The sequence below is a fragment of the Bradyrhizobium sp. WSM2793 genome, from assembly GCF_000379585.1.
Lineage (GTDB): Bacteria > Pseudomonadota > Alphaproteobacteria > Rhizobiales > Xanthobacteraceae > Bradyrhizobium.
The window spans coordinates 1-23,771 of the sequence record NZ_KB902772.1; the positions used below are offsets into that span (position 1 = coordinate 1).

The 23,771-nt window shown below is 65.1% G+C and carries 25 protein-coding genes; 11 read left to right on the forward strand and 14 right to left on the reverse strand.

What is annotated here, in order from left to right; translation table 11 throughout:
• From A3AS_RS0107160 to A3AS_RS0107175, 4 genes are all read left to right on the forward strand, one after another.
• Nucleotides 1-198: chemotaxis protein CheW (locus tag A3AS_RS0107160; protein WP_018316918.1), on the forward strand; the 198-nt coding region annotated here is incomplete at its 5' end.
• A gap of 73 nt (nucleotides 199-271) precedes the next feature.
• Nucleotides 272-637 carry a PleD family two-component system response regulator gene (locus tag A3AS_RS0107165; RefSeq protein WP_007600538.1) on the forward strand — a complete coding sequence of 122 codons (366 nt, stop codon included), beginning with the start codon at nucleotides 272-274 and terminating at the stop codon, nucleotides 635-637.
• 75 nt (nucleotides 638-712) lie between these two features.
• Nucleotides 713-1,903, forward strand: a complete 1,191-nt coding sequence (locus A3AS_RS0107170; RefSeq protein WP_018316919.1) for a chemotaxis response regulator protein-glutamate methylesterase — start codon at nucleotides 713-715, stop codon at nucleotides 1,901-1,903.
• Nucleotides 1,900-2,772, forward strand: coding sequence for a protein-glutamate O-methyltransferase CheR (locus A3AS_RS0107175; RefSeq protein ID WP_018316920.1), 873 nt, complete (start codon nucleotides 1,900-1,902; stop codon nucleotides 2,770-2,772). Before A3AS_RS0107170 ends, A3AS_RS0107175 begins: the two co-directional genes overlap by 4 nt.
• A gap of 158 nt (nucleotides 2,773-2,930) precedes the next feature.
• Here A3AS_RS0107175 and A3AS_RS0107180 read toward each other — a convergent pair whose 3' ends face one another.
• The 4 genes from A3AS_RS0107180 to ctrA all read right to left on the reverse strand — a co-directional run bounded on the left by A3AS_RS0107180 (nucleotide 2,931) and on the right by ctrA (nucleotide 5,787).
• Nucleotides 2,931-4,091: a glutathionylspermidine synthase family protein gene (locus A3AS_RS0107180; protein WP_018316921.1), complete on the reverse strand. Its 1,161-nt coding sequence runs from the start codon at nucleotides 4,089-4,091 to the stop codon at nucleotides 2,931-2,933.
• 2 nt (nucleotides 4,092-4,093) lie between these two features.
• Nucleotides 4,094-4,495, reverse strand: coding sequence for a hypothetical protein (locus A3AS_RS0107185; RefSeq protein WP_018316922.1), 402 nt, complete (start codon nucleotides 4,493-4,495; stop codon nucleotides 4,094-4,096).
• Between the two features lies 1 nt (nucleotide 4,496).
• Nucleotides 4,497-4,901 carry a DUF350 domain-containing protein gene (locus tag A3AS_RS0107190; protein WP_026201752.1) on the reverse strand — a complete coding sequence of 135 codons (405 nt, stop codon included), beginning with the start codon at nucleotides 4,899-4,901 and terminating at the stop codon, nucleotides 4,497-4,499.
• A gap of 184 nt (nucleotides 4,902-5,085) precedes the next feature.
• Nucleotides 5,086-5,787 (reverse strand): response regulator transcription factor CtrA, encoded by a 702-nt coding sequence (gene ctrA, locus A3AS_RS0107195; RefSeq protein WP_008138878.1) that lies wholly within the window; start codon nucleotides 5,785-5,787, stop codon nucleotides 5,086-5,088.
• Between the two features lie 450 nt (nucleotides 5,788-6,237).
• Between ctrA and fliI the strand changes: the two genes are divergently transcribed.
• The 6 genes from fliI to A3AS_RS0107225 all read left to right on the forward strand — a co-directional run bounded on the left by fliI (nucleotide 6,238) and on the right by A3AS_RS0107225 (nucleotide 12,649).
• Nucleotides 6,238-7,563, forward strand: coding sequence for a flagellar protein export ATPase FliI (gene fliI / locus A3AS_RS0107200; protein WP_018316924.1), 1,326 nt, complete (start codon nucleotides 6,238-6,240; stop codon nucleotides 7,561-7,563).
• Between the two features lie 121 nt (nucleotides 7,564-7,684).
• A complete protein-coding gene (gene fliJ / locus A3AS_RS0107205) occupies nucleotides 7,685-8,104 on the forward strand; it encodes a flagellar export protein FliJ (RefSeq protein ID WP_008138882.1) in 420 nt (139 codons plus the stop codon).
• A 343-nt stretch (nucleotides 8,105-8,447) separates the two neighbouring features.
• On the forward strand, nucleotides 8,448-8,993 hold the full coding sequence (locus A3AS_RS0107210; protein WP_018316925.1) for a sigma-70 family RNA polymerase sigma factor: 546 nt from the start codon (nucleotides 8,448-8,450) through the stop codon (nucleotides 8,991-8,993).
• 37 nt (nucleotides 8,994-9,030) lie between these two features.
• Nucleotides 9,031-10,086, forward strand: a complete 1,056-nt coding sequence (locus A3AS_RS0107215; RefSeq protein ID WP_018316926.1) for an anti-sigma factor domain-containing protein — start codon at nucleotides 9,031-9,033, stop codon at nucleotides 10,084-10,086.
• Nucleotides 10,087-10,338: 252 nt separating this feature from the next.
• Nucleotides 10,339-11,298 (forward strand): AraC family transcriptional regulator, encoded by a 960-nt coding sequence (locus A3AS_RS0107220; RefSeq protein WP_018316927.1) that lies wholly within the window; start codon nucleotides 10,339-10,341, stop codon nucleotides 11,296-11,298.
• A 133-nt stretch (nucleotides 11,299-11,431) separates the two neighbouring features.
• Nucleotides 11,432-12,649, forward strand: coding sequence for an NAD(P)/FAD-dependent oxidoreductase (locus A3AS_RS0107225; protein WP_018316928.1), 1,218 nt, complete (start codon nucleotides 11,432-11,434; stop codon nucleotides 12,647-12,649).
• A 1,183-nt stretch (nucleotides 12,650-13,832) separates the two neighbouring features.
• Here the strand turns inward: A3AS_RS0107225 and A3AS_RS0107235 are convergent.
• From A3AS_RS0107235 to A3AS_RS0107270, 8 genes are all read right to left on the reverse strand, one after another.
• Nucleotides 13,833-14,033 carry a hypothetical protein gene (locus A3AS_RS0107235; protein ID WP_018316930.1) on the reverse strand — a complete coding sequence of 67 codons (201 nt, stop codon included), beginning with the start codon at nucleotides 14,031-14,033 and terminating at the stop codon, nucleotides 13,833-13,835.
• 294 nt (nucleotides 14,034-14,327) lie between these two features.
• A complete protein-coding gene (flhA, locus tag A3AS_RS0107240) occupies nucleotides 14,328-16,469 on the reverse strand; it encodes a flagellar biosynthesis protein FlhA (protein ID WP_026201754.1) in 2,142 nt (713 codons plus the stop codon).
• Between the two features lie 329 nt (nucleotides 16,470-16,798).
• On the reverse strand, nucleotides 16,799-17,101 hold the full coding sequence (locus A3AS_RS0107245) for a copper-binding protein (RefSeq protein ID WP_018316932.1): 303 nt from the start codon (nucleotides 17,099-17,101) through the stop codon (nucleotides 16,799-16,801).
• A gap of 16 nt (nucleotides 17,102-17,117) precedes the next feature.
• Nucleotides 17,118-17,570, reverse strand: coding sequence for a cupredoxin domain-containing protein (locus tag A3AS_RS0107250; RefSeq protein WP_026201755.1), 453 nt, complete (start codon nucleotides 17,568-17,570; stop codon nucleotides 17,118-17,120).
• Between the two features lie 32 nt (nucleotides 17,571-17,602).
• Nucleotides 17,603-18,934 carry a multicopper oxidase family protein gene (locus A3AS_RS0107255; RefSeq protein WP_026201756.1) on the reverse strand — a complete coding sequence of 444 codons (1,332 nt, stop codon included), beginning with the start codon at nucleotides 18,932-18,934 and terminating at the stop codon, nucleotides 17,603-17,605.
• Nucleotides 18,935-18,947: 13 nt separating this feature from the next.
• Complete coding sequence (locus tag A3AS_RS0107260) at nucleotides 18,948-20,387, reverse strand: TolC family protein (protein ID WP_018316935.1); 1,440 nt, start codon at nucleotides 20,385-20,387, stop codon at nucleotides 18,948-18,950.
• A 9-nt stretch (nucleotides 20,388-20,396) separates the two neighbouring features.
• Nucleotides 20,397-20,681 (reverse strand): hypothetical protein, encoded by a 285-nt coding sequence (locus A3AS_RS0107265; RefSeq protein ID WP_018316936.1) that lies wholly within the window; start codon nucleotides 20,679-20,681, stop codon nucleotides 20,397-20,399.
• A 75-nt stretch (nucleotides 20,682-20,756) separates the two neighbouring features.
• Nucleotides 20,757-21,197 carry a hypothetical protein gene (locus A3AS_RS0107270; protein WP_026201757.1) on the reverse strand — a complete coding sequence of 147 codons (441 nt, stop codon included), beginning with the start codon at nucleotides 21,195-21,197 and terminating at the stop codon, nucleotides 20,757-20,759.
• A 225-nt stretch (nucleotides 21,198-21,422) separates the two neighbouring features.
• Between A3AS_RS0107270 and A3AS_RS0107275 the strand changes: the two genes are divergently transcribed.
• A complete protein-coding gene (locus tag A3AS_RS0107275; protein WP_018316937.1) occupies nucleotides 21,423-22,610 on the forward strand; it encodes an MFS transporter in 1,188 nt (395 codons plus the stop codon).
• On the opposite strand, the gene A3AS_RS0107280 is transcribed toward A3AS_RS0107275, so the two are convergent.
• Both A3AS_RS0107280 and A3AS_RS0107285 read right to left on the reverse strand, forming a co-directional pair.
• Nucleotides 22,607-23,014 carry a DUF4864 domain-containing protein gene (locus A3AS_RS0107280; protein ID WP_018316938.1) on the reverse strand — a complete coding sequence of 136 codons (408 nt, stop codon included), beginning with the start codon at nucleotides 23,012-23,014 and terminating at the stop codon, nucleotides 22,607-22,609. The genes A3AS_RS0107275 and A3AS_RS0107280 overlap by 4 nt on opposite strands.
• 66 nt (nucleotides 23,015-23,080) lie before the next feature.
• The gene (locus tag A3AS_RS0107285) at nucleotides 23,081-23,719 is read right to left on the reverse strand and encodes a TetR/AcrR family transcriptional regulator (protein WP_018316939.1); all 639 of its coding nucleotides are present in this window, start codon (nucleotides 23,717-23,719) and stop codon (nucleotides 23,081-23,083) included.
• Between the last annotated feature and the right edge of the window lie 52 nt (nucleotides 23,720-23,771).

Genomic DNA, 23,771 nt, shown 5'->3' on the forward strand with positions numbered 1-23,771 from the left:
GAATCCTATGGCCTGCTGATCGACCAGATCGGCGAGGTGCTGCGCCTGCCCGAAGCCGGCATGGAAGAAAATCCCGTCAACCTCGACCCCCGCATGGCCAAGCTCGCCGGCGGCGTCCACCGCCTCGAGGGCCAGCTCATGGTCGTCCTCGACGTCGATCGCGTCCTCGAGCTCGCGCCGGAAATGATGGCGGCCTGATACGGCGGCTCGCCGCCGACGTGCCAGTAATTGGAAGTGCCCCCCGCAAAAGGGGGAGGAAGCAGAGGTTCACATGCGAACTTGTCTCGTCGTTGATGATTCCAGCGTCATCCGCAAGGTTGCGCGCCGGATCCTGGAGGGCCTCGACTTCCAGATCCTCGAAGCCGAGGACGGTGAGAAGGCGCTGGAGGCCTGCAAGCGCGGCTTGCCCGATGCGGTGCTTCTCGACTGGAACATGCCCGTGATGGACGGCTACGAGTTCCTCGGCCATCTCAGGCGCATGCCCGGCGGCGATCAGCCCAAGGTGGTGTTCTGCACCACCGAGAACGACGTCGCGCATATCGCGCGCGCGCTGCATGCCGGCGCCAACGAGTACATCATGAAGCCGTTCGACAAGGACATCGTGACGGCGAAATTCCAGGAAGTCGGCCTTATCTGAGCGATCTGCCTGAGTCCGAAGCGATTCTTCGGCGCATGTTTTCAACTGTACCCTTTCAGTCTGAGTTGGTGAGTAATGAGTGTTGCGTTCGCAGGTAATTCGGCCACGACCGGCTCGCGCGAAGCGGGGCCGCTGCGGGTGATGATCGTCGACGACTCCGTCGTCATCCGCGGTCTGATCTCGCGGTGGATCGGCGCCGAGCACGACATGGAGGTCGCTGCCTCGCTGCGCACCGGGCTCGAAGCGGTCAACCAGATCGAACGCATCAATCCTGACGTTGCCGTGCTCGACATCGAAATGCCCGAGCTCGACGGCATCTCGGCGCTGCCGCAGCTGCTTGCGAAGAAGCGCGATCTCGTCATCATCATGGCCTCGACGTTGACCCGCCGTAACGCGGAGATCAGCTTCAAGGCGCTGTCGCTCGGCGCCGCCGATTACATTCCGAAGCCGGAATCGACGCGCGAGGCGTCGGCCGCTGACATCTTTCATCACGACCTGATCCAGAAGATCCGCCATCTCGGTGCGCGGCTGCGTCGCAAGGCCGCGGTGGCAAGCCCGCCGCTGGCGCCGGCGAGCCCGGCTCCGGCCCCGCGTAGTCCTGTTGCGCGGCCCGCAGTGCCCGCTCCGGCGGTGCCTGCTGCGTCATCCGGGGCGCTCACCATGCGCCCGTTCTCCACTCAGACCCCCAAGGTGCTGCTAATCGGCTCCTCGACCGGCGGTCCGCAGGCGCTGATGGCGCTCGTCACCGAGCTCGGCCCGGTGATCGACCGCTTCCCGGTGCTGATCACCCAGCACATGCCGCCGACCTTCACCACCATCCTTGCCGAGCATCTGGCGCGTTCGAGCCGTAAGCCGGCCGCCGAGGCGGTCGACGGCGAGCCGGTGAAGCCGGGACGGATTTATCTCGCGCCCGGCGGCAAGCACATGCGCGTGGCGCGCAGCGGTGCGGACACCGTGATCGCGCTCGACGACGGCCCCGCCGTCAATTTCTGCAAGCCCGCGGTCGATCCGCTCTTCACCTCCGCCATCGACATCTGGCACGGCAGCATCCTCTCCGTGATCCTGACCGGCATGGGCTCGGACGGCATGCGCGGCGGCAAGGACATCGTTGCGGCCGGCGGCAGCGTCATCGCGCAGGACGAAGCCTCCAGCGTGGTCTGGGGCATGCCGGGCGCGGCGGCCAATGCCGGCATCTGCGCGGCGATCCTGCCGCTCAACCAGATCGGCGCCAAGGTCAACCGCCTGTTCGCGGGAGATCGCGCGTGACGCCGGTTGATTACGATTATCTGCGCAAGTTCCTGAAAGAGCGCTCCGGCCTCGATCTGTCCCCCGACAAGCAATATCTGGTCGAGAGCCGGCTCTTGCCGCTGGCGCGCAAGGCGAGTCTATCAGGCATTCCCGATCTGGTGCTGAAGATCAGGAACGGTGACGGCCGGCTTGCGACCGACGTGGTCGAAGCGATGACCACCAACGAGACCTTCTTCTATCGCGACAAGATCCCGTTCGATCATTTGCGCGACACCATCCTGCCGGGCCTGATTAAAGCGCGCGCGGCGCGCAAGAGCTTGCGCATCTGGTCGGCGGCGTCATCGACCGGCCAGGAGCCCTATTCGATCGCGATGTGCGTGAAGGAGATGGGGGCAGCGTTGGCCGGCTGGCGCATCGAGATCGTCGCCACCGATCTTTCGCAGGAGGTGCTGGAGAAATCCAAGGCCGGCATCTACAGCCAGTTCGAGGTGCAGCGCGGCCTGCCGATCCAGCACCTGATGAAGTACTTCACGCAATCCGGCGAGACCTGGCAGCTCAATGCCGACATTCGCGCCATGGTGCAGTTCCGCCAGCTCAATCTGCTGCAGGACTTCTCCCATCTCGGCACCTTCGACGTGATCTTCTGCCGCAACGTGCTGATCTATTTCGACCAGGACACCAAGGCGGTGATCTTCGAGCGGATGGCGAAGGGCCTGGAGACCGACGGCACGCTGTTGCTGGGTGCTGCGGAATCGGTCGTCGGCATCACCGATGCGTTCCGTCCCATCGCCGAGCGCCGCGGTCTCTACCAGCTCAACCCCGCACGTTCCGGCCGCCCCATGGGCGGATTGATGCCGCCGTCGTTGAAGGTTGCCGCGGCGCGGTGATCCTTCCGCGAGTCCGGAATTGTAGGGTGGGCAAAGGCGCACTTGCGCCGTGCCCACCATCGATCCAACATGCAACAGAAATGGTGGGCACGCTTCGCTTTGCCCATCCTACGATACTTTCGATTGCGCCGAGAGATACGTCTCATGCGCCATTGCACTCACAAAATCGCATGCGGCAGAAACCGCGAGCGGTTGCCGGTGATCGGGCTCTCGTCCTCGCGGATCGACAGGCCGCACGGCTCGTGATTCACCAGCCAGCTTCCCACCACCGGATAGAAGCCGGAGAAATTCGGCAGCGGCGCGAGCGCCTGGCGCACAAAACCTTCGGCGCCGTAGGGACCCGCCTGCTCGTCGAGCGCCACGCCGCCGGACACGATCGTGACGTTGGCGCCTTCGCGCGACAGCAGCGGCTTGCGGACGTAGGATGTTCCGAGCTCCGCTGCCCGCGCGTCATCCTCGAAGAACGCTGGCAGCAGATGGGGATGGTTCGGAAACATCTCCCAGAGCAGCGGCAAGATGCCCTTGTTGGAGAGCACCGCCTTCCACGGCGGCTCGATCCAGCGCGTGGCTGCGTCCTTCAGCTTTGCGCCGAAGGAATCGTGGAACATCCATTCCCAGGGATAGAGCTTGAAGGCGAGTGCGATGTCGGCCTCGTCGAGATCGACGAAGCCGCCAGGCTCATCGCGCCAGCCGACCTCTTCGATGTCGAGCAGCCTGGTCGAGAGGCCGGCCTGGCGCGCGGTGTCTTCGAGATAAGCGAGCGTGCCGGCGTCTTCCGAGTTGTCGGTGGTGCCGGTGAGATGGACGTGACGGCCCGCGGCGATCTCCTTCCACGCCCCGATCAGTCGCTCATGGATGGAGTTGAACTGATCGGCGCGAACAGGGACGATACGGCGCTCGATCGCCTGCTCGAGCCAGGTCCATTGAAACACCGCGGCCTCGAAGATCGAGGTCGGCGTATCCGCGTTGTATTCGAGCAGTTTTGCCGGCGACTTGCCGTCGAACTTCAAATCGAGCCGGCCATAGAGGCTGCGGTCGTCGCGCTGCCAGCTCTCGGCGATCAGGCTCCAGAACGCTTCAGGAATCTGCAAGCGCCGCAGCTGCCGCTCCTCGCCGATGATGCGGCCGGCAAGCTCCAGGCACATCGCCTCGATCTCGGCGGTCGGCGTCTCGATGCCGCGCTCGATCTCGTCGAGCGTGAAGCCGTAATAGGCGCGCTCGTCCCAATAGCGTTCGCCGTCGATGGTGTGGAAGACGAAGCCGCATTGCGCCGCGGTCTCTCGCCAATCGTCGCGCTCCAGGCACGTGATGCGCTGCATTGTTAGCCCCCGCTCGAGAAGCCATGGCCGAACGAGCCGAAGCCGCCGCGGCTGACGCTGCTGTGGCCGGAATCGGACGACGTGCCCGATGAGGAGTGGCTCGAGGAATCGCTGCTGAAGAAGCTCGACCGTGACGACCAGCGCGAACTGCCGCTGCTCGAGGAGCTGCTTCTGCTGCTGCAATTGGTGCTTGTCTGCACCGCCGGGTCCGTTCCGGGCGGAGGGGGCTCGCAATTTTGACGCGGCATCATCGTGTACGCGGTGGTGCCGACCGCGAGCGTGCCCATCACCAGCAGCGCGACATGGCCGGAGCGCTTCACCGGCTCTTTGGCCGGCAACGGCAATGGCTGTGGCAGGCGTGGCCGGCGCTTGCCGAACTGCTTGTTGGAAGGTTTGTCGGCCATCTCAATAGATCATGCTGGCGGCGTTGAGCAGTCCCGCCGCGAGCGAGGACAGCCCGAGCCAGATGGCCGGCGCCAGCTCGCCGGCCGCGATCCGCGCCGACAGGTTCGGCACCGGCACGCGCACGAGAAAGAACACGATGACCTGCACGATCAGCGCGATCATCGCCCAGATCAGGCAGTCCAGCACGTTGGCCGAATGTGCGATTGCGCTGACCAGCGGCGCCACGAAGCCGAGCAGGCTGAGGCCGAGCGCGATCGCCGCCGCCGGCTCGTTGTCGCGGATCAGCTGGAACTCGTTATGCGCGGTGATGCGGGTATAGACGAACAGATACGCCACGATCGCGATCAGCCCGGTGCAGAAATAGACCAGGAAGGCGGGCAGGCCGGCCAGTGATTGCAGGATCATCGTTCCCCCATCGTGCAGCGACCATTCGTCGATGGGAGGAGGATAGCGGTTCAATGGCGGGAGGGCGATGAACCCGCCTTTGAACCCGCCTTGGCATCCCCAAAAAACAAAACCCCGCCATTTGCGGCGGGGTCCAGGCTGGGAGGAGCAAGCCCGGGAGGGCTTGCGACGTAAACCCAGAAGATCAGGCGGGAATGCGCTCTTCGTGCTCATGGGGCTCGCGCAGCACGTAGCCGCGGCCCCAGACGGTCTCGATGAAATTGCGTCCCTCGGAAGCGTTGGCCAGCTTCTTGCGGAGCTTGCAGATGAAGACGTCGATGATCTTCAGCTCGGGCTCGTCCATGCCGCCATAGAGATGGTTGAGGAACATTTCCTTGGTGAGGGTCGTGCCCTTGCGGAGCGAGAGCAGCTCCAGCATCTGATATTCCTTGCCGGTCAGATGCACGCGCTGGCCGCCGACTTCCACCGTCTTGGTGTCGAGGTTGACGACGAGGTCGCCGGTCTGGATGACCGACTGGGCGTGACCCTTGGAGCGGCGCACGATCGCATGGATGCGGGCCACCAGCTCGTCTTTATGGAAGGGCTTGGTCATGTAGTCGTCGGCGCCGACGCCGAGACCCTTGACCTTGTCCTCGATGCCGGCGAGGCCGGAGAGGATCAGGATCGGTGTCTTGATCTTGGAGACCCGAAGCTGCTTGAGCACGTCGTAGCCGGACATGTCGGGCAGGTTGAGGTCGAGAAGGATAATGTCGTAATCGTATAATTTACCGAGATCGACGCCTTCTTCCCCCAAATCGGTCGTGTAGACGTTGAAGCTCTCAGACTTCAGCATCAGCTCGATCGACTGCGCGACGGCGCTGTCATCTTCAATCAGCAAAACGCGCATGCCAGTTCCCCATAGTCGCCGCTCCTGGGCGTCAGGTCGGCCGCATTCGCGGCACTCAACAAAACGCCTTTGAACAACTGATTCGGATCCTGACAACAGATGGTTAACAAATCCTGATTCTGGAACGCAAGTCCCCCGGGTGCAATTTTTGTCGAATCGCCCTAAGGTCTTGTGTAGGAAGCAGCTTTCGTCACCCGGTTCTGTTCAAGTTCCACTTTAAGAGACGGGCCTAACCGACTCCCGCGACTCAGCCTTCTTCTGAAGGGGAGTCACGCTCAGTCACAAAGACAGTGACGCAATGATTAATGATGCGGGTAAACACGAAGTTAAGCGCCGTTCAGAAATATGGCGAAACTTAAGGTTTTCCCCGTGAAGGCCCGGGGCTCACGAAAGCGGGCGGCCATTCTATGAAGCCTCATATGAAAGCGCGCTCCTGATGAAGGCTGTCTTATGAAGGCGCTTGCCGAACAGATCGGCGATATCGACGGCATCAATATTTACGGCCGCGTCGTCGGTGTGCGCGGCCTGATGGTCGAGGTGGCCGGCCCCATCCACGCGATGTCGGTCGGCGCGCGGCTGGTGATCGAGACCGGCGCCAACCGTTCGATTCCCTGCGAGGTGATCGGCTTCTCCGGCAACAATGCTGTCGTGATGCCGTTCGCCGGCCTCGACGGCGTGCGCCGCGGCTGCAAGGCCGTCATCGCCAATGCCGCCAATCTGGTGCGGCCGTCGTCGGCCTGGCTCGGCCGCGTCGTCAACGCGCTGGGCGAGCCGATCGACGGCAAGGGACCGCTGCCGCAAGGCGCCTCGCCGATGCCGTTCCGCAATGCGCCGCCCCCGGCGCATTCGCGCAAGCGTGTCGGCGCCCCGCTCGATCTCGGCGTGCGCGCGATGAACACCTTCCTCACCTGCTGCCGCGGCCAGCGCATGGGCATCTTCGCAGGGTCCGGCGTCGGCAAATCGGTGCTGCTGTCGATGCTCGCGCGCAACGTCGATGCCGCGGTCAGCGTCATCGGGCTGATCGGCGAACGCGGCCGCGAGGTTCAGGAATTCTTGCAGGATGACCTCGGCGAGGAGGGCCTCGCCCGTTCGGTCGTGGTGGTCGCAACCTCCGACGAGCCGGCGCTGATGCGCCGCCAGGCGGCGTATCTGACGCTCGCGGTCGCCGAATATTTTCGCGACGAGAACCAGGATGTGCTCTGCCTGATGGATTCGGTGACGCGCTTTGCCATGGCCCAGCGCGAGATCGGCCTGTCCGCCGGCGAGCCGCCGACGGCCAAGGGCTACACCCCGACCGTCTTCACCGAGCTGCCGAAACTTCTGGAGCGCGCCGGGCCGGGCCTGGGGGAGGGCGCCATCACCGCGATCTTCACGGTGCTGGTCGACGGCGACGATCATAACGAGCCGATTGCGGACGCCGTCCGCGGCATCCTTGACGGCCACATCGTGATGCAGCGCTCGATCGCCGAGCGCGGCCGCTACCCCGCCATCAACATCCTCAAATCCGTCTCCCGCACCATGCCGAAATCGGCCGATCCGCAGTTCTGGCCGACCATCCAGAAGGCGCGGGCGGTGATGGCGACCTATGCCGACATGGAGGAATTGATCCGGCTCGGCGCCTACCGGGCCGGCTCCAGCCCCGAGGTCGACGAGGCGATCCGCCTGCACGAACCGCTCGAGGCGTTCCTGCGCCAGCGCAAGGACGAAAATGCGTCTCTGGCTGACGGCTATCGCCAATTGGCGCATATCCTCGGTAATTTGGAAACGGAACGCTAACTTTGTCAGGTCATCATCCCATCCCACAGAGTAGCAGAGCCGGTCTTGGCCCCAGTCGGGCCTGTGGGGAGACCGGTGACGTCCCACGTGCAGCGAGGGGACTTCTGGGGAGTATGAGTCGATGAAGTCACGAGATACCCTCATCCGCCTGAAGAAGTTTCAGGTCGACGAGAAGCGCCGCCGGGTCACCCAGATCGAGACCATGATCGCCGACTTCCAGCGGATGTCGACCGATCTTGAACGCGAGATCACGACCGAGCAGGAGCGTGCCGGGATCAACGATCCCTCGCACTTCGCCTATCCGACCTATGCCAAGGCCGCCATTCAGCGCCGCGAGAACCTGACCCGCTCGGCCGACGAGCTCAAGGGCCAGCTCGACGAAGCCAAGGCCGCGCTGGCCGAGGCCTTCGAGGAGCTCAAGAAGGTCGAGCTCCTGGACGAGCGCGACCAGGCCCGCGAGCGCGCCGAGGAAAATGCCCGCGAGCAGGCCGACCTCGACAGCATCGGCCTGATGCGCGCCCGCATCGGCGCCGTCGCCTAAAGACACAGCCAGCGGCCAAACTGCCGAGAATTTGTAAAACCCGGACCCGCAAGGTCCGGGTTTTCGCATGTGCTATCCACAGTGTGGCGCCGCACCCCTTGGTGGACGGCTTGGCCACGCGCTATGGTGGTGCGTGGTTTACCTCGCCCCGCTTTGAGGGGAGAGGTCGGATTGCCCCGGCGATGCGTAGCATCGTCCGGCGCGATCCGGGTGAGGGGGACTCTCCGCGGGTCCGTCTGCAACCTCCCTTGCGGAGACTCCCCCTCACCCCGACCCTCTCAGGGCGAGCGTAGCTCGTCCCGACCCCGCAGGCGGGGGAGAGGGAGGAAGGTTGGGGGGCTGAATGCTGACGCCAGCAGAGCTGGTCGGGTTGATCGAGGCGGTGGCGAAGGGCGATCAGGCGGCGTTCGAGCGCCTCTACGCCGCCACGCGCGCGAAACTCTATGGCGTCGTGCTCCGTATCTTGCGCCGACAGGATCTCGCAGAGGAGGTCATTCAGGAGACCTACGTCAAGATCTGGAACAGTGCCGGCCAGTTCAATCCCGCGCTGTCGTCGCCGATCACGTGGATGGCCTCGATCGCGCGCAACCGTGCGATCGACATCGTGCGCAAGAAGTCGGAGGTCTCGATCGAGGAGGAGCCGCAGGCGATGGAGGTCGCGGCCGACAGCCCCGATCCGCTGGCGCGCCGGGAGATGACCGAGGAGTTGAAGCGGCTGCTGGAATGCATCGGCCGGCTCGAGCCCGACCGTCAGCGTCTCGTGCTTCTCGCCTATTACAACGGCTGGAGCCGCGAGCAATTGGCGGAGAAATTCGCAGCTCCCGTCAACACGGTGAAGACGTGGCTCCGGCGCAGCATGTTGGATATCCGGGAGTGCCTCGGACTATGAAGGTTTATACGGTGAGGGTGGTTCTGGACTGCATGTGATGGCCTACTCGGAGGACCATATCGCGCTCGCCGCGGAATATGCGCTCGGTACGCTCGAGGCCGATGAGCGCGCGCAGGTCGAGACCATGATGGCGGTGGACCCGGCGTTCGCCGACATCGTGCAGGCCTGGGCCTATCGGCTCGGCGCCCTCAACCAGATGGTCGGCTCGGTCGAGCCGCGTCCGGTCGTGTGGGAGAACATCAGGTCCGAGATCGCGCGCACGGTGCTTGCGCAGCAGCCGCCTGTTCTGGCCGACGTCGTACCGCCGCCAGTCCCGCCCGTCGAAGCCGCGCCGCCGGAAGCGCCGCTGGAGCAGGTGCCGCAACCAGAGCCGCAGCCTCCCGAAGCAGAGCAGCCCGAGCCGACGCGCTCCGGATCCGATGCGATACCCGACATCGCGCCGGTGTTCATGCCGCAGGTCCACGCGCCCGATCCCGAGGTCGTCCGGACGCCGCAGGTGCCGATCGCCGACGACACCAACGTGATCCGCCTCGAGGGCCGCGTGAAGCGCTGGCGCTCGATCGCATCCGCGGTCGGCGCGCTCGCGGCCGCGCTGCTGGTGACGCTGTCGCTTCAGATCTTCCTGCCCGACGCGCTGCCGGGGGCTTTACGTCCCGCGCCGCGCATCCAGACGGTGGAAGTGAAGACACCGGCCGCGCCGCTCACCGCCGCCGCGCAATATGTCGCGCTGCTGCAGGGCCAGGGCGGCGGCCCCGCCTTCATCCTCACCATCGACGGCGCGACCAAGAACTTTACCGTGCGCAAGGTCGGCGCGACGCCGGAGCCCGGCAAGAGCTTCGAGCTCTGGCTGATCTCCGACAAGCTGCCGCGCCCGCGCTCGCTCGGTGTGATCGGCGCCGGCGAATTCACCGCGCGTCCGCTGCTCGCCTCCTATGATTCCGAAGTCGTCAACGGCGCCACCTATGCGGTCACGGTCGAGCAGGCCGGCGGCTCGCCTAACGGCCAGCCGACCTCGGCCCCCATCTTTTCCGGCAAGCTGATCGAGACCGTACCGCCGTCCCAGCCGCAGGCGCCCGCCCCGGCGAAGAAGTAGGTCCCGTAGCCCGGATGGAGCGCAGCGCAATCCGGGACCAGCGCCATCAGGCGACAACCCCGGATTACGCTTCGCTCCATCCGGGCTACGAAGCTGCGTCCCTGTCGCCACGGTCCATCTCGCCGTCGCATCCCGACAAGTCGCCTTGAATCCGCCCCCGATTTGAACCTTGCCGCAATTCGTGGCGTCAAATTCCCGGAAATTGCAGTCGGCGCCGCCGATCGCGGAGCCGAAAGAGGGGCTAGAAAACAAATGGATGCAGCGAAAACGCCCGGCATCTTCATTCACCAATACACCGGACTGCCGCACGGCCCTGCGTTCGAGCATTGGCGCGAGCGGGCCTTCGGTGCCTGCGGCCTCGATATCGGGCCGAGCCATGGCGACAGCATCGATTGCCGGCTCCAGATCAGCGTGGTCGACAATATCGCGCTCGCCATTCCGGAAGGCGCCTCCGCGCAATATTCCCGCACCCAGAGCCACCTTGCCGACGGCAGCGACGACCTCATGCTGATCGCCGCACATGCCGGCCTCGTCCGTGTCGGGCAGAATGGCCACACCGTGGAGCTTGCGCCCGCGCAGATGGTGCTCGTCGACATGAGCATCACCGGCACCGTCGGTCACACCGATGAAAACCGCTTCACCACCATCCGCATGCCGCGCCGCGCGTTGCTCGACATCAATCCGCGTACCGAGGACAAGCTGTCGCAAGTGCTCAGCGACGGTGCGGTGGCCGAGACCATCTTCCGCTACCACGCGCTCGCCGCCAATCACGCGCCGCATCTCGACGCGGTGGGCCAGCGCCTGACCGCGCAGCATATGGTCGATCTGGTCGGCCTCCTGCTCGGCACCGATGCCGAGCATGCAAGTCTTGCGCGTGGCCGCGGCCATGCGGCGGCGCGCCTCGACCTCATGCGCGCCGATGTGATGGCCGCGCTCGGCCGCAACGATCTCTGCCTGTCCGAGATCGCGACGCGCTCGGGCTTGAGTCCACGCCAGGCGCAACGCCTGTTCGAGCAGGCCGGCACGACCTTCACCGAATTCGTGCTGGAGCAGCGCCTGCTGCAGGCGCGCAAGCTGCTCGGCGATCCCCGCGCCAGGGCGCGCAAGATCAGCGACATCGCGCATTCCTCGGGCTTTTCCGATTTGTCATATTTCAACCGTGCGTTCCGCAAGCGCTTTGGCGCGACACCGTCGGAATTGCGCGAGGCGTAGGCGCGCCCCGGTTTCGTTCTGCGGATCACAGTTGGCCCGTTCGCGGCGATGAGCTATATCTACCTGTGCGGGTAGACCGCTCGATCGCTTGTCGTTCCCTTGTCGTTCCATTGGGAAAGTGCAGTCAACGGACATGGCGCGTATCGTCGTGCTCGGCGCCGGATTTGCAGGCCTGTGGGCGGCCATCGGTGCCGCACGCAAGCGCGACGAGATCGGTGCTGTCAGCGACATCGAGATCTGCCTGATCGATCGCAATCCCTATCACAACATCCGTGTGCGCAATTACGAGGTCGATCTCAGCGAGGTCGCGATACCGTTGCCGCAGCTGCTCGATCCCGTCGGTGTCAGTCACGAGATCGGCGAGGTCGAAGCCATCGATCCGGTCCGGCACGAAATTTCGTTGGTCACGAGCAGCGGCGAGCAGACGCTTGCCTATGACCGCCTGGTGCTGGCGCTCGGCAGCGAGGTGATGCGTCCCGACATCCCAGGCCTTGCCGAGCACGCCTTCGATGTCGATACCTATACCGCGGCGCTTCACCTCGAGGATCATCTCGTCTCGCTCGGCCGCAGCGCGCCGTCGCCAGGGCGTTCGACGGTGGTGGTGGTCGGCGCAGGCTTTACCGGCATCGAGGTGGCGGCCGAGATGCCCGACAGGCTGGCGCGCGCGGGCATCACCGGCAGCCGCCGCATCATCCTGGTCGATCCCAACGCCGCGGCCGGCGCCACCATCGGCGCGCCGGCGCGTCCCGTCATCGAGACGGCGTTGGCCGCGCTCGACGTCGAGATGCGCCTCGGCGTGCGCGTCGTCTCGGTCGAGGCGGCCGGCATTCGCTTGAGCTCCGGCGAGTTCATTCCGGCCCAGACCGTGATCTGGTGCGCGGGCATGCGTGCGAGCCCCCTGGCTGCGTGTTTTCCGGACGCGCGCGACCGGCTCGGGCGCCTGCTGGTCGATCCCTTCATGCGGGTTGCGGATGTCGGCGGCGTGTTCGCGGCCGGCGACGTCGCCTCGAGCGTGGTCGACGGGTTGCATCCGACCGTGATGTCCTGCCAGTTCGCGCGCCCCATGGGCCGCTTCGCCGGCCACAACGTGGTCGCCGATCTCGCCGGCCTGCCGATGTTGCCGCTGCGGATCGACTGGTACGTGACCGTGATCGATCTCGGCGGCTGGGGCGCGCTCTATACGGAAGGGTGGGATCGCGAGGTGAGGGCGACCGGTCAGGCTGCGAAGGCGACCAAGAACATCATCAACCGCAAGCGCATCTATCCGCCGCTGACCGGCAGCAAGGAAGAGCTGTTCGCCGCCGCTGCGCCGACGGTGCAGGCACCGCCGCCGAGCTATGGGGCGCGGTAGCTCCAAGTATCGGTGTCATCGTCCGCGAAAGCGGACGATCCAGTATTCCAGAGACAGGGGTGTGGTACGGAGAAGCTGCGGCGTACTGGATTCCCCGCCTTCGCGGGGAATGACAACGGGGGTTTTGTCGAGGCATCCCGGTATCCTTGCCACAAGCCCTTGCGTTGGTCGACGGGCAAAACACGCGAGCCCTGGGTCAACGCAGGGCGACAAAAATATTCCACTTTACCGAAATTCGGAAATGACGTATGTGTCGGGCAACCCGGCCCAAGGAAGAGGGGCGTATCGCGATCGTCACGAGCGCGGGCCGGGCGGCGGTGGACGCAGGTGACATCGGCGCGAACAGCTTCGCAGGGCGGGTAACCGTGAGCGAAGACCTCGCGCACACGACCGGTGTGATCCGCGTACGGCAAAATCGTGTCGTCCTGGCGCCCGGGGTCTGTGCGCCAAGTCTTGTGGTGATGGGTGTCGTCCAACCGGACGCATCCGCCAGCCATCCGCAAGGCGACGGGGGCAATAGTGCAACGCTCCCCGGGGAGAACACGACATAAGCCGTAAAGCCACTGCGCAGGGAAGGCCGGGATGTCCTGGCTACACCTGTATGCCGCTGTGCAGCTTCTTGTTCACGCAGGTTTCGCACAGTGGACCGCGGGTGCCAGCCGGCGCCCGGTCTTCCCTGCGCCCTCTTTCAATCGAGGGTGAAGTGATGAAGCACAGCTCGGGCGAAATGCGCCGCGAGGATGCGAAGGTGTGTCTGCAATGAAGATGCGAATGCCCACGTACTGCGAGCTCTCATCTGTGACCGTCACCCTGAGGCGCCGGAGCGAAGCGGAGGCCTCGAAGGGCGACAGCCCCGCTGTATCTCGGCGCTCATCCTTCGAGGCTCCGCATGCGATGCGTTTGCATCGCATGCCTCGCACCTCAGGATAACGGGATCGACATTGTCTCCGCGGAAAGACTCTGGATTGCTTTGCTGCGCTCGCGCGCTGCGTCCGGGACACGAGCAGGGGATGCCGCTGCTTCTCGCACTCTATCAGTCGCGTACCCCAGACATGAGAAAGCGCCCGTGGGGGGCGGGCGCTTTCTGTAGTCGACTTGGGGTTGGGGTCGTCTACATATCCACGTGGCGACTTTGGGGGGCTGGTAAAGAGCCGCGTGAATTCACAAAACTCGTCAGATCTCCTTAGCGAACGAGGGACGCATTCGCGCTGGTGATAACGACCGGCTTGTCGGCCTTGATGACGCGGGCGCTCTGGGTCAGACCATCATCCGAACCCGTGCGTGCCGTGATGCCGAGGCCCGCCACCGCGATCCCTGCGACGAGGGCGACGACCACGACTTTCAAATGGGTCGCGCGATCTGCGCTGTAGATCGAGTGGTTCATGGAAGCCTCCTGCCGCCATCTACCCGAAGTAGTCGCCGGCCGTTTCAGGCAGGTTCATGCTTCCGGTGCCCAACAACCTAGTATTGGGGGGATTCGTTCCCAAGAGGCCATCACAAGAGCGTGACAGGACGTGAAAGATCGCGATCAAAGGCGACCCTTGATCGTGCATTTTTGTAATTATTTCAAAGCTGTAATGTGCCCGTCAGGCGCCTTGTCGAGGCTTGGTCCACAAGGCGCCAGGAACTCAAAAACCATTTGCCTGTGTCCAAAAAACACACGGCTTCTTAAGGCAAATCAGATGCTTCCGACCGTTTTCAACCTCGCCCTGGGGTGGATCTCGGCCTGCGACAGCACCGTCGTCTGGGCCCGGAACCGCTCCACCAGGGACCGGACGAAGGGACGAATTGCCGCAGAGGTGACCAGCACCGGCGCCTCGCCTTCGCGGGCGGCGCGCTCGAACGCCTCGCGCACGCCGGTCATGAACTCCGACAATTTCGAGGGCTGCATCGCAAGGCTGCGCTCCTCGCCCTGGCCGATGATGGATTCGGCAAAGGCCTGCTCCCACCGCGCCGACAGCGCGATCAGCGGCAGATAGCCGGCATAGGAGGTGTTCTGCGCGCAGATCTGTCGCGCCAGGCGGGCCCGGACATGCTCGACCATGGTGGCGGGATTGCGCGAGAAGGCGAGCGAATCGGCGATGCCTTCGAGGATGGTCGAGAGATCGCGGATCGAGATGCGCTCGGCGAGCAGGAGCTGCAGCACGCGCTGGATGCCGGAGACCGTGACCTGTCCCGGCACGATGTCCTTGACCAGCTCGCTCTGCTCCTTCGGCAGCTCCTTGAGCAGCTTCTGCACCTCGCCATAGGAGAGCAGGTCCGACATGTTGGCCTTGAGCAACTCGGTGAGGTGGGTCGAGAGCACGGTCGCGGCGTCGACGACGGTGTAGCCCTTGAGCGAGGCCTCCTCCTTGAGGCTGGCGTCGACCCAGGTCGCGGGCAGGCCGAAGGTCGGCTCGGTGGTGTGGATGCCGGGCACCTGCACCTGGCTGCCGCCGGGGTCCATGACCATGAACTGGTTCGGCCAGATCTTGCCGGTGCCGGCGTCGACCTCCTTGATCTTGATGATGTAGGTGTTGGCCTCGAGCTGGACATTGTCGAGGATGCGCACCGCCGGCATCACAAAACCCATCTCGATCGCGAGCGAACGGCGCAGCGCCTTGATCTGCTCGGTCAGGCGGTCGGTGCCGTCGGGGCCGTTGACCAGCGGCAGCAGGGCATAGCCGAGCTCGATCTTGAGATCGTCGATCTTGAGCGCCGCCGAGATCGGCTCTTCGGCGGCCGCAGCGCCCGGTGCACCGGGCTGGCCGGCGACCGGCGCGGCCATGGCGGCTTCCTCGGCCTGAACGGACGTCTTCTTGTGGTTGCGGGCGTGCCAGGCCAGCGCGCCGGCGCCGGCGCCGAGCGCCAGGAAGGGGATGGTCGGAATGCCCGGCAGGGCCGCCAGCACCAGCATGACCGCCGAGGACATCGCGAGCGCCTGCGGATAGCCGGAGAACTGCTTCATCAGCGCCTTGTCGGCGGCGCCGGAGACGCCGGCCTTGGAGACGAGCAGGCCGGCGGCGGTCGAGACGATCAGCGCCGGCACCTGGGTGACGAGGCCGTCACCGACGGTCAGCAGCGTGTAGCTGCGCCCGGCGTCGGCAAAGGACATGCCCTGCTGCGCCACGCCGATGATCATGCCGCCGACGACGTTGATGAAGACGATCAAAAGGCCGGCGATGGCATCGCCGCGGACGAATTTGGAGGCACCGTCCATGGCGCCGAAGAAGCCGCTCTCGTCCTCCAGCTCCTTGCGGCGGTGCTTGGCGACCTTTTCGTCGATCAGGCCGGCGCCGAGGTCGGCGTCGATCGCCATCTGCTTGCCGGGCATGGCGTCGAGGTGGAAGCGCGCCGCGACTTCGGCGATACGGCCCGAACCCTTGGTGATGACGACGAAATTGACGATGATCAGGATGGCGAAGACGATGATGCCGATGACGAAATTGCCGCCCATCACGAAGCTGCCGAAGGCCTCGATGACGTGACCGGCGGCGGCCGTGCCCTCGTGCCCGTGCGACAGGATCAGCCGGGTCGAAGCCATGTTGAGCGACAGGCGCAGCATGGTCGAGATCAGCAGGATGGTCGGGAAGGCCGAGAATTCCAGCGGTGTCTGGATGAACAGCGAGGTCATCAGGATCAGGATCGACAGCGTGATCGAGATCGCCAGGAACAGGTCCAGCACGATCGCGGGCAGCGGCAGGATCAGCACCACCAGGATGGTGAGGATGCCGAGCGCCAGCGCGATGTCGCCGCGCTTGAGGACGTTGACGATCTCGTTGAGGGAGGGGATCGAGGGCCTTGCGGCGCCTACGCCCTGTCCCGCGGTGACGTCGACCATGGTAGCTGCCTCCCCGCGCGACTGCCGTCCGCGCGCCCCAAACGTCTGCGCGGCGGCCGAAGGGCCGCCGTTCCGAAAGTGAGGCACCGCACTGGCGTCCACGGGAGCTCCCGTTCTACGCGGCTGACGACACTCGACTTCACCCGGCAATTTTTGCCCGGTGTATGGTTAGCAAAGGGTTAACGCGGGGGCGGGAAGAGGGCGGGGAGGGGTATTTCGGGGCCCAAGGCCGTCATTCCGGGGCGATGCGAAGCATCGAACCCGGAATCTCGAGATTCCGGGTTCGCGCCAAGCGGCGCGCCCCGGAATCACAGTCGAGTGGAAGGCTCCTACTTCGCCTTGTCCATCCTGGTCACCGTATACCCCGAGGCCGCCTCCTCGGCCTCGAAGGTCACCTTGTCGCCGACCTTCACCTGCTTGAGCATCGCGGGGTCCTTGACGCGGTAGACCATGGTCATGGGGTCCTCCATGCCGAGGCTCTTGGCCGGCCCGTGCTTGAGCGTGATCTTGCCGGCGCCCTCGTCGATTTTCTTGACCTCACCGCTGATCGCGGCGGTCCCCGCCGCGAGGGCGGCAGTGGTAAGGCCGACAGTCAGCGTCAGCGCTGCGGCAATGCGGATGATGCGGTTCATGGGAGTCTCCTTGTCGCTACTTCACGGTGACATGGCCGACCATGCCGTAGTCGCGGTGGTCGGGAATGAGGCACGAATATTCGAACGTGCCGGGCTTGCTGAATTTCCAGAGGATCTCGGCCGTCTTTTGCGGCGCGAGCCTGACGCCGTTGGGGTCGTCGTGCTCCATGTGCGGATGCTTTTTCATCTCGACGGCATGCGCGAGATTCTCCTTGGTGGTGGCAAGCAGGAATTCATGATCCTCCTTGCCGACATTGCGCAGCACGAAGCGGACCTGTTCGCCGCGCTTGACCTCGATTTTGGCAGGCGCGTAGTCCATCTCGTTCAGCAGGATCTCGATGGTGCGCGCGGGCTTGTTGGGATCGCCGGCCTCGCCGGCCGAAAAGGTCCCATGCCCGTGCTTGTCGTGAGCAAGGACCGGCGCGGTCAAAAGCGCCGCCAGCGCGAGGCCGAGTTTGATCGTCTTCATCGTCATCTCCAGTTGGTGGTTCATCGAAACGCTCACATCTTCATCTTGTGCGTCGGTTTGCCCTGCTGCCGTGCTGGCTCTGCGGACGGCGCTGAGACCTCGTAGGCGACGGTGCCTTGCGGAAACTTGTACGGTCCGGGATCGCGATAATCGTCGCGCGCAAGGTCCTCGCGGATCTTCATCACGGTGAACATGCCGCCCATCTCGATCGGGCCGAACTGACCGGTGCCGGTCATCATCGGCAGCGTGTTGTCGGGCGCGGGCATCTCCATGTTGCCCATCGCCATGCCGGTCGATCCCATCGCCATGCTGTCGGGCGCGAGCTTGCCGACGGCCCTGGCGAGGTCCTTGCGCGACACGCCAATCAGATTGCGCACCTCGTGCCCCATCGCATTCATGGTGTGATGCGACTTGTGGCAATGGAACGCCCAATCGCCGGGATTGTCGGCGAGCACGTCGAACACGCGAACGGCACCGACCGGCACGTCCGTCGTCGTCTCCGGATATTGCGCGCTCTCCGGAACCCAGCCGCCGTCGGTGCAGGTCACCGCGAAGGCGTGGCCGTGCAGATGGATCGGATGGTTGGTCATGCTGAGATTGCCGATGCGCACGCGCACCTTGTCGCCGAGCCGCACCGGCAGCGGGTCGATGCCGGGAAACACCCGCGCATTCCAGGTCCACATGTTGAAGTCGGTCATCTCGTTGACCAGCGGCAGATAGGTGCCGGGATCGACGCGATAGGTGCTCATCACGAACACGAAGTCGCGGTCGACGGGTCGGAAGTTCGGATCGCGCGGATGCACGACGACCATCCCCATCATGCCCATCGCCATCTGCACCATCTCATCGGAATGCGGGTGGTACATGAAGGTCCCGCTCTTCCTCATCTCGAACTCGTAGACGAAGGTCTTTCCCGGCTGGATGTGCGGCTGGGTCAGCCCGCCGACGCCGTCCATGCCGCTCGGGATGATCATGCCGTGCCAGTGCACGGTGGTGTATTCGGGCAGTCTGTTGGTGACGAAGATCCGAACCTTGTCGCCCTCGACCACCTCGATCGTCGGGCCCGGCGACTGGCCGTTGTAGCCCCACAGATTCACCTTCATGCCCTCGGCGAATTCGCGCACCACGGGCTCGGCGACGAGATGGAATTCCTTCCAGTCGCCGTTCATGCGAAACGGCAGCGACCAGCCGTTCAGCGTCACGACGGGGCGATAGTCCGGTCCGCTGACGGGGTGCAGCGGCGGCTGCATCACCACCTTGTCCATGTGCGCAGCTTCCGGGATCGATGCCGCCTGCACGCGGCCTTGCACCGCGGATGCGCCGACGAGCGCGGCGGTGCCCAAGAATCCTCTGCGGGAAAACATGCCGGCCTCCATCTCAGTGGCCGCCGTCGGCAGGCGCTGCCGCGGCGATGGTGGTTGAAGTGTCGCCGCCCGCAGCAGGCGCGCCGCCGCCATTGACGGCGGTCTGCAGGTCGGATTGGGCGAGGAAGAACCGTTGCCGGGCATCGATCGCGCCGCGCAGCGAGGCCAGACGCTGTCGTGCTTCGGTGAGCAGCGCAAAGATGTCGACCTGCATGCTGGAGAAGCGGAGCTGCATCTCCTCGGTGATGATCTTGCGCAAGGGGATGATCTCGCGCTGGTAGTGGCTGGCGATGTCGTAAGTGGATCGGTAAGTCCGATACGCATCGCGCGCCTCCGAGCGAACGTTCACGGCGCGCTCGGTCAGGCGGTTGAAGGCGAGATTGTAGATCTCTGCCGCCTGTCGCATCCGCACCTCGCCGCCGTCGAAGATCGGGATCTGGAACTGGACGTCGAAGCCGCGTTCGCGGAATGGCGCGCCTTCGGGATCCCGGGTGCGGCGGGAGATGCCGGCGAGATCGAGCAGCGTCACGAAGCGCGTCGCTTCGGTGAGGTTCAGCGACTTCGCCAGCGCCGTCAGCGCCAGCCGGGCGATCTGCAGATCGATGCGATGGGCCGCCGCATCGGCCTCGATCGAGGGCAGTGCCTGCGGCCGGCGCGGCAGCGGCGGCAATTGATTGGGCAGACGGAAGTCGAGGCCGCCGTCCCACAATCCCATCAGCCGCGCGAGCCTTTCGCGCGCGCTCGTCGCCGCCTGGCGCGCGGTGGCGAGGTCGGCGGTGGTCTCGGCGTAGAACACCTGCTCGCGGGCCTGGTCGAGCTTGTTGAGCGAGCCGGTCTCGCCGAGCTTGACCGCAAGCTGTGCGGTCGATTCCGCCGTCGCCTTCGCATCCGTCAGCAGCGCCACCATCTCGTTGCCGGCGACAGCGCGCACGTAAGTGCCGCGGACGTCGGCGGCGAGCCGCAAGGTCGCCAGCGCCGCGCGCAGCTGCGCCTGGCGGAATCGGTCGCGGGCAATGTCGGAGCGGAACGGCAGGGTGGCGAGCGCAAGAATGTCGCCGACCACCTGGCGCTCGATCTCGCTGGCGCCGTTGCCTGAGATCCGCGAGATCGAGAACACGGGATTGGGCGGCAGGCTCTGCTCGACCAGATCGGTCTCGGCCAGCGCCAGCTCGTTATAGGCGGCTTGCAATCCCTTGTTGTTGAGCAGTGCGATCTGAACGGCGGCCTCCCCGCTCAGCGCCCGCGACAATAACTGGCGAACGCGCGCGTCAACCGCGCCCGCTCCTTCGGGCGTGCGAACGAAGGCGACATCCTTGTTGATGGTCTGGCTCGTCAGCTCGGAGACCGCGCTCATGCCGCTGTCGGGCGAGAACACGGCGCAGCCGGCAAGTCCGGGTGCGCCAAGGCCGAGCGCGGCGAGAACGAGCAGGCTTGGCGCGAATTGATGTGTCATGGCGCGCTCCTACCGGTCTTGCTTCGGCCGTGGCGCGACGGCGTCGTTGCGATCGCGCCACGGCGCCGGCGCTGCAGGCCGCAGGCTGGTGTAGGGCGCAATGGTCGACCGATAGCCGACAGGCGCGACCTTCGCCGAGGGATCGGCGGGATCGGCGCCGGCGACTTGCGTCGTTGCCGACATGCAGCCGGACAGCGCCAGCGCAAGTGCGGCCAGCAGCGGCCAATAGAATCGAAAATGTCGTCCACCCACCGCGGATGCGGCGGCGAACTTCGCCCCGGAAAGCGTAAGCATGATTCATCCCTGATCTGAAAGACCACAGGTCCGCGCGCGCAAAAGCGCGCAACGGCCCGAAATCGACGTGTCAGATCAGGCGATGGGAGGACGGTAGTGCAGGGGCGGCGCCGCGCTGTGCAGGCTGGCCACGATCTCGGCCGCACAGGTGGACATTGGCTGGACCGGCGTCGCGACGACCGGCAGATCGGCCGGCAACGCGCTGACGCACATCATCGCACAGCAGGGGCCGACTGTTCCCTTGCCGCCATGGTCATGCTGAGCCGGCGCGTCCTGCTTGGCTTGGCGATGCGCGTGCACCCCCGCGTGGTCGTGCGATGCGCCGTCGTGCGCATGACCCGCCGCCATCTGATGATGGACCGGTGCGGGATCTCCCAGCAGGGCCTCATCAAGGCACGGCGCCGGGCCGCTGCCCAAGGCGAGGCTTGCGGCCGGCGCGAGCACGCAGAACAGATAGGCGAGGGCGATGATCCGCCCCACCCTGATCCGCATCGCTCGTGTCAAACGCAGCAACATTCCGCCGACATGTGTTCCGCGCGGCGATTTGCTCACGCAGATTGCAAACTAATCGCAAAACGCGCGTTCGCCAAGAACTTATTACCGCAGTGCACCGCGCATGCCCAATATCGCGCCACGATGCTTGACCGCAAGGCGATCCGCGAACATGTTCCGCGCGTGCACGCGCCCAATCATCCAGGACAAAGCTCTGATTCATTCAGCCCTGATTCCCGTCAGGCCTGGATGCGGCTGCTCATTGCGCTTGTGATCGGCTCGATCGGCGCCGTCGGTATGTGGGCGGTCGTGGTCGTGATTCCCGTGGTGCAAGCGGAATTCGGTGCCACACGCGGCGCGGTGTCGCTCGCCTTCACGCTGATGATGTTCGGTTTCGGGCTTGGCGGCGTGATCGCCGGCAAGATCACCGACCGGTTCGGCATCGTGCCCGCGATGGCGATCAGCATCGCCTTCCTCGGCGTTGCCAATGTGCTCGCGGGGCTGTCCGCGCATCTCTGGCAGTTCGTGGCGGCGTATTTCCTGATCGGCCTCGGAACGTCGGCGACCTTCGCGCCGCTGATGGCGGAGGCCTCGCACTGGTTCGAGCGTTATCGCGGCCTTGCCGTGACCATCGTCGCCAGCGGCAATTACTTCGCCGGCACGATGTGGCCGCCGATCGTGAACTGGGGCATGCAGGAGGTTGGCTGGCGCCTCACCCATATCGGCATCGGCATCGTCTGTGTCAGCCTGATGACGATGCTGGTGCTGGTGTTGCGTGCGCAGATGGGCGACGACAAGGTCCAGGATCACGCCAATGCGCCGCCGCCGCGCGTCGACCTCAAGCTCTCGACCAACACGCTGACGGTGCTGCTTTCGATCGCCAGCATCTCCTGCTGCGTCGCCATGGCGATGCCGCAGGTGCATATCGTCGCCTATTGCGGCGATCTCGGCTATGGCGTGGCGCGCGGCGCCGAGATGCTGTCGCTGATGATGGCCTGCGGCATCGTCAGCCGAATCGGCTCGGGCTTCCTCGCCGACAAGATCGGCGGCATCCGCACACTGCTGGTTGGATCGGTGGCACAGGGCTTCGCGCTGGTGTTCTATCTGTTCTTCGACAGCCTCGCCTCGCTGTATCTCATCTCCGCGATGTTCGGCCTGTTCCAGGGCGGTATCGTGCCGAGCTATGCCATCATCGTGCGCGAGGCGATGCCGGCGAGCGAGGCGGCGACGCGCGTCGGCATCGTGATCTTCGCCTCGGTGTTCGGCATGTCCTTCGGCGGCTGGGTGTCGGGCATCATCTTCGATGCCACCGGCTCCTACGCCGCGGCGTTCGCCAACGGCGTGGCGTGGAACGCGCTCAATATCGGCATCGTCGTGTTGCTGTTGATCCGCTCGCGGATGAAGTCGGTCAGGACCGGACCGGGCTTCGCAACCTAAACCGCCTGTCCCGCCTTCATCAGCGAGCAGCCGGTGATCTTGTAACTGCCGTCCGCCTGCTGCTCGAGCGTGTACAGGGCCTCCCAGGCCTCGCCATTGGCATCGACGATGTGAACGCGCTGCGCAATCCAACCGCCCTCGATCTTGCTCTCGCCGAACTCGAAACTCTTGTGCCGGTAGACCGGCGCGTAGCCGCTTTGCACCATGGCCATGAAGATGTCCGGCGCGGGAAAGATCTCCCGGATCGCCGGCGCGGCAAAGGAATAGGCCGCGCTCGCATCGTCGCGGGCGAAGGCCTGCTCCTGGGCCCGGATCACGCCCTGCGCCGTCGCGACATCGTCGGCGCGTGCTGAGATGGGATTGAAGGCAATACTGAGAGCGACCAGCAAGGCGGCAATGCGCATGACAGGCTCCGCGTTGAAATCCCGGCAATGCTGATCCTAGCATGACCTCAGGGAAATACGGGCGCGCTATCGCTTCCGTTTCACCGCGGGCTTGGCTGGCCTGGCCGCGCGCGCCTTGGCCTTGGCAGCGGATTGCACCCGCAATCCGTCGACGAACACGTCGAGCAGGCGCAGCACCGAGGCTTGCCATCCCGGCTGATCGTGCATGTAGCACATCCCGAAAAACGCCCGCAGCAGGTCCTCCGGGCTGATATCGGCGCGCATCTGGCCGGCTGCGACCGCGCGCGCGAGTAGCGAGCCGATCGCCTTGGTCAGCCGCTCCATGGAGAAAACGGCAAGTTCCGACGAGCTCTGATACGCCAGCGCCAGCGCGGCCGACATGCCTTTCTTGGTGGCAACGAATTCGACGGCGGACCGCAGCCAGCGCCGCAGCGCTTCGACCGGATCCTTTGCGGTTCGCAGGTGCTCGGCAAGCTCGCTGAGCTGCCCGACCTCGCGCCGGTATACGGCTTCGAACAGATCCTCGCGCGTCGGGAAATGCCGATAGAGCGTGCCGATGCCGACGCCGGCGCGCTTGGCCACGGCCTCCAGGCTCGCCTCCGGGCCGCCCGCGTTGAACACGGCCTTGGCGGCTTCGAGCACGCGCTCGCGATTGCGCACGGCATCGGCGCGGGGCTTCCGGGTCTGGTCGGTGTGGTCGTCCATATCAGGCAATGTAGATCACGAATTGGTTAGATTGAACCCTCGTTGAACCCTT

Bases quoted from the DNA above. Each gene is read 5' to 3' on its own strand.
- A3AS_RS0107165 (WP_007600538.1), top strand. From the start codon at position 272: ATGCGAACTTGTCTCGTCGTTGATGATTCCAGCGTCATCCGCAAGGTT.
- A3AS_RS0107170 (WP_018316919.1), top strand. From the start codon at position 713: ATGAGTGTTGCGTTCGCAGGTAATTCGGCCACGACCGGCTCGCGCGAA.
- A3AS_RS0107180 (WP_018316921.1), bottom strand. From the start codon at position 4,091: ATGCAGCGCATCACGTGCCTGGAGCGCGACGATTGGCGAGAGACCGCG.
- A3AS_RS0107185 (WP_018316922.1), bottom strand. From the start codon at position 4,495: ATGGCCGACAAACCTTCCAACAAGCAGTTCGGCAAGCGCCGGCCACGC.
- A3AS_RS0107190 (WP_026201752.1), bottom strand. From the start codon at position 4,901: ATGATCCTGCAATCACTGGCCGGCCTGCCCGCCTTCCTGGTCTATTTC.
- ctrA (WP_008138878.1), bottom strand. From the start codon at position 5,787: ATGCGCGTTTTGCTGATTGAAGATGACAGCGCCGTCGCGCAGTCGATC.
- fliI (WP_018316924.1), top strand. From the start codon at position 6,238: ATGAAGGCGCTTGCCGAACAGATCGGCGATATCGACGGCATCAATATT.
- fliJ (WP_008138882.1), top strand. From the start codon at position 7,685: ATGAAGTCACGAGATACCCTCATCCGCCTGAAGAAGTTTCAGGTCGAC.
- A3AS_RS0107210 (WP_018316925.1), top strand. From the start codon at position 8,448: ATGCTGACGCCAGCAGAGCTGGTCGGGTTGATCGAGGCGGTGGCGAAG.
- A3AS_RS0107215 (WP_018316926.1), top strand. From the start codon at position 9,031: ATGGCCTACTCGGAGGACCATATCGCGCTCGCCGCGGAATATGCGCTC.
- A3AS_RS0107220 (WP_018316927.1), top strand. From the start codon at position 10,339: ATGGATGCAGCGAAAACGCCCGGCATCTTCATTCACCAATACACCGGA.
- A3AS_RS0107225 (WP_018316928.1), top strand. From the start codon at position 11,432: ATGGCGCGTATCGTCGTGCTCGGCGCCGGATTTGCAGGCCTGTGGGCG.
- A3AS_RS0107235 (WP_018316930.1), bottom strand. From the start codon at position 14,033: ATGAACCACTCGATCTACAGCGCAGATCGCGCGACCCATTTGAAAGTC.
- flhA (WP_026201754.1), bottom strand. From the start codon at position 16,469: ATGGTCGACGTCACCGCGGGACAGGGCGTAGGCGCCGCAAGGCCCTCG.
- A3AS_RS0107245 (WP_018316932.1), bottom strand. From the start codon at position 17,101: ATGAACCGCATCATCCGCATTGCCGCAGCGCTGACGCTGACTGTCGGC.
- A3AS_RS0107250 (WP_026201755.1), bottom strand. From the start codon at position 17,570: ATGAAGACGATCAAACTCGGCCTCGCGCTGGCGGCGCTTTTGACCGCG.
- A3AS_RS0107255 (WP_026201756.1), bottom strand. From the start codon at position 18,934: ATGTTTTCCCGCAGAGGATTCTTGGGCACCGCCGCGCTCGTCGGCGCA.
- A3AS_RS0107260 (WP_018316935.1), bottom strand. From the start codon at position 20,387: ATGACACATCAATTCGCGCCAAGCCTGCTCGTTCTCGCCGCGCTCGGC.
- A3AS_RS0107265 (WP_018316936.1), bottom strand. From the start codon at position 20,681: ATGCTTACGCTTTCCGGGGCGAAGTTCGCCGCCGCATCCGCGGTGGGT.
- A3AS_RS0107270 (WP_026201757.1), bottom strand. From the start codon at position 21,197: ATGTTGCTGCGTTTGACACGAGCGATGCGGATCAGGGTGGGGCGGATC.
- A3AS_RS0107275 (WP_018316937.1), top strand. From the start codon at position 21,423: ATGCGGCTGCTCATTGCGCTTGTGATCGGCTCGATCGGCGCCGTCGGT.
- A3AS_RS0107280 (WP_018316938.1), bottom strand. From the start codon at position 23,014: ATGCGCATTGCCGCCTTGCTGGTCGCTCTCAGTATTGCCTTCAATCCC.
- A3AS_RS0107285 (WP_018316939.1), bottom strand. From the start codon at position 23,719: ATGGACGACCACACCGACCAGACCCGGAAGCCCCGCGCCGATGCCGTG.